Source organism: Micrococcus sp. KRD077, from assembly GCF_017168505.1.
Taxonomy (GTDB): domain Bacteria; phylum Actinomycetota; class Actinomycetes; order Actinomycetales; family Micrococcaceae; genus Micrococcus; species Micrococcus luteus.
On the sequence record NZ_JABFAZ010000037.1, the window covers coordinates 1 to 5047 of the forward strand.

Below are 5047 nucleotides of genomic sequence, written 5' to 3' on the forward strand. Positions count from 1 at the left end.
CCCCCGGCCCCGATCGGCCGGGGGCGGGCGTCTATCCTGGGCGGATGCGTCCCACCGCCTTCTCCCCCGCCGCCGGCTCGCCCGTCCTCGTCCTGCTCGAGACGGACGCGGACGGCGCCCCCGCCCCGCGGCTCGCGGACCCGGCCGTCCCGCACCTGAGCGTCACGGACCAGGGGGTCACGCGCGGCGACGGCATCTTCGAGACGGCGCTCGCCGTCGCCGACGGGCTCGGGACCCTGCGCATGCGCAAGCTCGGAGCCCACCTCGGCCGGCTGGCCGCGTCCGCCGCCGCCCTGCAGCTGGCCGCCCCCGAGGCGGCGGCGTGGGAGGCCGCCGTCGCGCTCGGCCTGCGGGCGTTCACCGAGGCCAACGACGTCGCGCCCGGGGACCGTCTCGCCGTGCGCCTGACCGTCACCCGCGGCCCGGACGCGGCTCCCGGCGCGGTGCCCACGCCCACCGCGTGGGCGCTGCTGAGCCCGGCCCCGGCGATCCAGGACGAGGAGCGGCAGCGGGGGCTGCGGGTGCTGCTGCTGGACCGCGGCATCGACTCGCAGGCCCCCGAGCGCTCCCCGTGGCTGCTCACCGGCGCGAAGACCCTCTCCTACGCCGTGAACATGGCCGCCCTGCGCTACGCCCGCGCGCACGGCGCCGACGACGTCGTCTTCACCAGCGCGGACGGCTACCTGCTCGAGGGCCCCACCTCCACGGTGCTGATCGTGCGCACCGGGGAGGACGGCGTCCGCCGCCTCCTCACCCCGCTGCGCCAGAAGGGCATCCTCGCCGGCACGTCGCAGGCCGTGATCTTCGCGGCCGCCCACGCGGACGGCTGGGAGCTCGGCTACGGCCCGCTCGTCCCGGCGGACCTCCAGGGCGCCGAGGGCGTCTGGCTCGTCTCCTCGGTGCGCGGCGTCCTGCCGGTGCGCGCCGTCGACGGCGTCGAGATCCCCGTGGACCACGAGCTCACCGGCATGCTGCAGGCCCATCTGGACGCCGACGGCGACCCCGGCCGGCACGTCAGCGGCGACCCGGTGCCCACCGCGGGCTAGGCTGGGGACCGGCCCGTCCGGCGTCGTCGGCCGCGGCCGCAACCGCACGTGAGATCCCCGACCACGGAAGGCGCACCATGAACACGCTCGCCCAGAAGGCCCTGTCCGCCGGCATCACGCTGGTCGGCGGCATCGTCGGCTCCCGCGTGGTGGCGGGCGGCTGGCGGCTCGTCACCGGCCACAGCGCCCCGAACGACGCGGCCGACGAGACGCTGCCCCTCATCGAGGCCCTGTCCTTCGCGTTCATCTCCGCGGGCGTCGCGGCGCTGCTGAAGGTCGCCGGCCAGCGCGGCGCCGGCGCCGCGATCCGCAAGGTGTCCGAGTCCACCGCGCACCGCGTGGACCACGAGGTCTGAGCCGCCCCGCCACCACCACGACGACGGCCGCCGCCCGGAGGGATCCGGACGGCGGCCGTCGTGCTATGCGGGGTGGTGTCAGCGGCGCCCGCGCGGCCGGGCGCCGGCGCGGCGCGGCCCGGGGTCCGCCGGGGGCTCGGCGCGACGGACGACGGCGGCCAGCTCGTCCCGGTGCAACAGCTCACGGCGGGCGTGCTTGGTGCGGTAGCCCGTACGGCCCACCAGGTGGGAGGCCACCGGGGCCGTGACCATCTGGGTGACCCACGCCAGCAACAGCACGGGCAGCCACACCCACGACCGCCACTCGATCGCCAGCCCGGCGAGCATGAGCAGCAGGCCGAGGACCTGCGGCTTGGCGGCGGCGTGCATGCGGGCCAGCAGGTCCGGGAGCACGAACAGGCCCACGCCGGCCACCAGGGAGAAGAAGGCACCGCTGACGAGCAGGAACGCGGCCAGCCAGTCCAGGAGCGTGGCGGTGTCGGTCATCGGCCCTCCTCCCCGCCCGGCACGTCCGTGGTGCCGGGCACGCGCGCCTGGTCCTCGAGCGAGTGGTCCGGGCGCCGGTCCTCCGCGAAGCGCGCCACCGTCACCGAGCCGACGAAGCCGACGGTGGCGGCCAGCACCACGAGGACCACGTGGTGGGTGTGGCGGTGCACGGCCATCTCCAGGACGAGCATCCCGGAGAACACCACGAGCAGCACGTCCGTGGCGACCGCCCGGTCCAGCAGCGAGGGGCCGCGCACGATCCGGTAGAGCGCACCGACGGCGCCGACCACGAGCAGCGCCCCGCCGGCCCACGTGGCCAGGTCCATGGGGTCCATCAGGCCTCCTCCTTCGGGGGGCGGGCGGCGGGGGGCGCCGAACTCGGGAAGCGGCGGACCAGCTCGAGGTCCTCACGCGTGCCGACGGCGCGGATGATGCCCGCCTCCACGTCGAGGGCCTTGGCGCGGAAGCCCGCCACGTCCTCGTCCGTGGTCGCGTCGAGCACGTGCAGGTACAGGACGGAGCGGACCCGGTCCACGTCCAGCACGATCGAGCCCGGCACCAGGGCCAGGGCGTGGCTGACGAGCGTGATGATGAGGTCGTCGTGGCTGCGCAGCGGGACGCCCACGATCGAGCCGCGGGCGCGGCGGCCACGCAGCAGCACCGTCCCGGCCACGTTGACTGAGGCGCGCACGACGTCGACGAGGAACCGCACCGTGAACACGAGGGACCACCAGGGGTTCAGACGGCCGCTGAACGGGATGCTCGGCATCGGGAAGAGCCCGATGATCAGCAGCGCGAAGGCGAGGCCGGTCAGGGCCACGTGCGGAGCGAAGTCCTGCCACAGGGCGCACCACACGGCCACCATCACGAGGATCAGCGGCCACTGGGCCACGATGCCCCGGATCCGGTCGGGGCGCACCACGCCGCGGCGGGCGGAGTCACTTCCGGGCATCGTGCACCTCCGTCGGGTCGACGCTGAGGGTGGCCGCGGCCCGCTCGGCCGCGGCGTCGTCGAGCACCGCCGCGATGTAGGGCGAGCGGTCGAGCATGTCCGTGGCGGCCTCGTCGGCCAGCGCGAACAGCGGACCGGCGGCCACCGTGAACACCAGCGTCAGGCCCACGAGCGCCGTGGTGGGCAGCACGAGGCCCGGCTCGAGCGGGCGGGGGCGCTCGCCACGGGCGACGGCCCGCTCGTAGGCGGCCACGAGCTGGGCGGGCGGGTGCTCCACGTCCTCGACGCGGCGCCAGAACGCGCGGGTCCACACGCGCACCACCACGAGCAGGGTCAGCAGGGACACGAGCAGGGACACGCCCACCAGCGTGTAGGCCAGGGGCGTGGCCTGCTCGACGCCGCCGCGCAGCAGGCCGACCTTGCCGAGGAAGCCGGAGAACGGCGGGATGCCGCCGAGGTTGAGCGCGGGCACGAGGAACAGGACGCTCACGAACGGGGAGACCTTCGCCAGGGACCCGAGGCGGTCGATGTTCGCGGTGCCGGCGCGGTTCTCGATCAGGCCCGTGACGAGGAAGAGCGCGGTCTGCACGGTGATGTGATGGGCCACGTAGTACACGGTGGCCGCCAGCCCCGCCTCCGTGGCCAGGCCCAGGCCGAAGATCATGTAGCCGATGTGGGAGACGAGGATGAAGGACAGGATGCGCTTGATGTCCGTCTGGGCCAGCGCGCCGAGGATGCCCACCACCATGGTCAGCGCGGCCACCACGAGCAGGAGCGCGTTGACGTGCTCCCCCGGGAAGAGCAGCGTCTCGGTGCGGATCATCGCGTACACGCCCACCTTGGTGAGCAGGCCCGCGAACACCGCGGTCACCGGGGCGGGCGCGGTGGGGTACGAGTCCGGCAGCCAGAAGGACAGCGGGAACACGGCCGCCTTGATGCCGAAGCCCACCAGGAGCAGCACGTGCAGGACCATCTGCACGTCGGTGGGCAGCTCGCCCAGCTTCACGGCCAGGTCCGCCATGTTCACGGTGCCGGTGGCCGCGTAGATCATCGCGATCGCGATCAGGAACACCACCGAGGAGAGCACGGAGACCACCACGTAGGTGACGCCCGCGCGGATGCGCTGGGCGGTGCCCCCCATGGTCAGCAGCACGTAGGAGGACGTCAGGAGGATCTCGAAGCCCACGTAGAGGTTGAACAGGTCGCCGGCGAGGAACGCGTTGGACACGCCCGCCACGAGGATCAGGAACGTGGGGTGGAAGATCGAGACCGGCCCACCCTCGTCCCGGTTGATCAGCCCCTGCGCCGAGGCGTACAGCAGCACCGCCAGGGTGATCAGCGCCGACACCACGAGCATGAGGGCCGAGAGCCGATCCACCACGAGGCTGATGCCCAGCGGGGCCGGCCAGCCGCCGAGGTGGACGGCCGCGACCCCGGTGTCCCAGACCGCGGCCAGCAGCAGCGCGTCCAGCACGAGGGTGAGCACGAGCGCGGAGACCGTGACGGTGATCTGCGCGCGGGGGCGGCGCACGAGCATGAAGGTCACGGCCGCGCCCAGCACGGGCAGCATGACGGCCAGCGGGGCCAGGTCGGTCAGGGGGAGGGTGCCGATGCTCACGGGCGCGGCCCCCCGTCGGCGCGGTGGGCACGGACGGCGGACGCCGGGCCGGGATGGGCGGGCGGCGTGGGTGAGGCGTGGCGCACGTGGGGTCGGGACTCCGTGGCGTGCTCGTAGTGGGCGTTGGGGTCCGCGGCGTCGTCCAGGAACTCGGAGGACTCCTCCACGAGCTCCGCGTCGTCCTCCGCGTCCCAGGCGGGCATCCGGGCGATCTTGACGTCCTCCGCGTCCACCTCGACCTCGTCCTCGCGGACGAGCAGCCACGAGCGGTAGATCATGGCGGTCAGGAACGCGACCACGGCGAAGCCGATCACGATCGCGGTGAGGATCAGCGCCTGCGGCAGCGTGTCCGCGTACTCGTGCGGGTCCCGTCCGCGCACGAACAGCGGGGCCAGGCCCGTGCCGCCCGAGGAGAGGAACAGCAGCATGATGGCGCCGTTGTTGATCAGCACGATGCCGAGCAGGATGCGCGTCAGGCTGCGCTCGAGCACCAGGTAGATCCCCCCGGCGAACATCACGCCCATCGCCAGGAGCAGGGCCAGGTCGACGGTCATCATCGGGCGGCCTCCGGGGCGTCGGGGGTGGACGG

At 74.0% G+C, this 5047-nt stretch carries 7 protein-coding genes; 2 read left to right on the forward strand and 5 right to left on the reverse strand.

The genetic code is table 11. The annotated features are described in order from the left end of the window. Positions 1-44 precede the first annotated feature (44 nt). Together J1M39_RS09250 and J1M39_RS09255 are read left to right on the forward strand one after the other, a co-directional pair. Entirely contained in the window at positions 45-1046 is a 1002-nt protein-coding gene (locus J1M39_RS09250) for an aminotransferase class IV (protein ID WP_036383651.1), read from the forward strand. A 77-nt stretch (positions 1047-1123) separates the two neighbouring features. After that, entirely contained in the window at positions 1124-1402 is a 279-nt protein-coding gene (locus J1M39_RS09255) for a DUF4235 domain-containing protein (protein ID WP_036383649.1), read from the forward strand. A 78-nt stretch (positions 1403-1480) separates the two neighbouring features. Here the strand turns inward: J1M39_RS09255 and mnhG are convergent, their stop codons facing one another. The 5 genes from mnhG to J1M39_RS09280 are packed head-to-tail and all read right to left on the reverse strand — an operon-like array spanning position 1481 to position 5015. After that, a complete protein-coding gene (gene mnhG, locus J1M39_RS09260; RefSeq protein ID WP_036383647.1) occupies positions 1481-1888 on the reverse strand; it encodes a monovalent cation/H(+) antiporter subunit G in 408 nt (135 codons plus the stop codon). Next, on the reverse strand, positions 1885-2223 hold the full coding sequence (locus tag J1M39_RS09265; RefSeq protein ID WP_036383645.1) for a monovalent cation/H+ antiporter complex subunit F: 339 nt from the start codon (positions 2221-2223) through the stop codon (positions 1885-1887). The genes mnhG and J1M39_RS09265 overlap by 4 nt, the downstream gene beginning before the upstream one ends. Beyond that, entirely contained in the window at positions 2223-2840 is a 618-nt protein-coding gene (locus J1M39_RS09270) for a Na+/H+ antiporter subunit E (protein WP_036383643.1), read from the reverse strand. Before J1M39_RS09270 ends, J1M39_RS09265 begins: the two co-directional genes overlap by 1 nt. Further along, positions 2827-4458: a Na+/H+ antiporter subunit D gene (locus J1M39_RS09275; RefSeq protein ID WP_036383641.1), complete on the reverse strand. Its 1632-nt coding sequence runs from the start codon at positions 4456-4458 to the stop codon at positions 2827-2829. The genes J1M39_RS09270 and J1M39_RS09275 overlap by 14 nt, the downstream gene beginning before the upstream one ends. Further along, complete coding sequence (locus J1M39_RS09280; RefSeq protein WP_144786235.1) at positions 4455-5015, reverse strand: NADH-quinone oxidoreductase subunit K; 561 nt, start codon at positions 5013-5015, stop codon at positions 4455-4457. Before J1M39_RS09280 ends, J1M39_RS09275 begins: the two co-directional genes overlap by 4 nt. Positions 5016-5047: the final 32 nt, after the last annotated feature.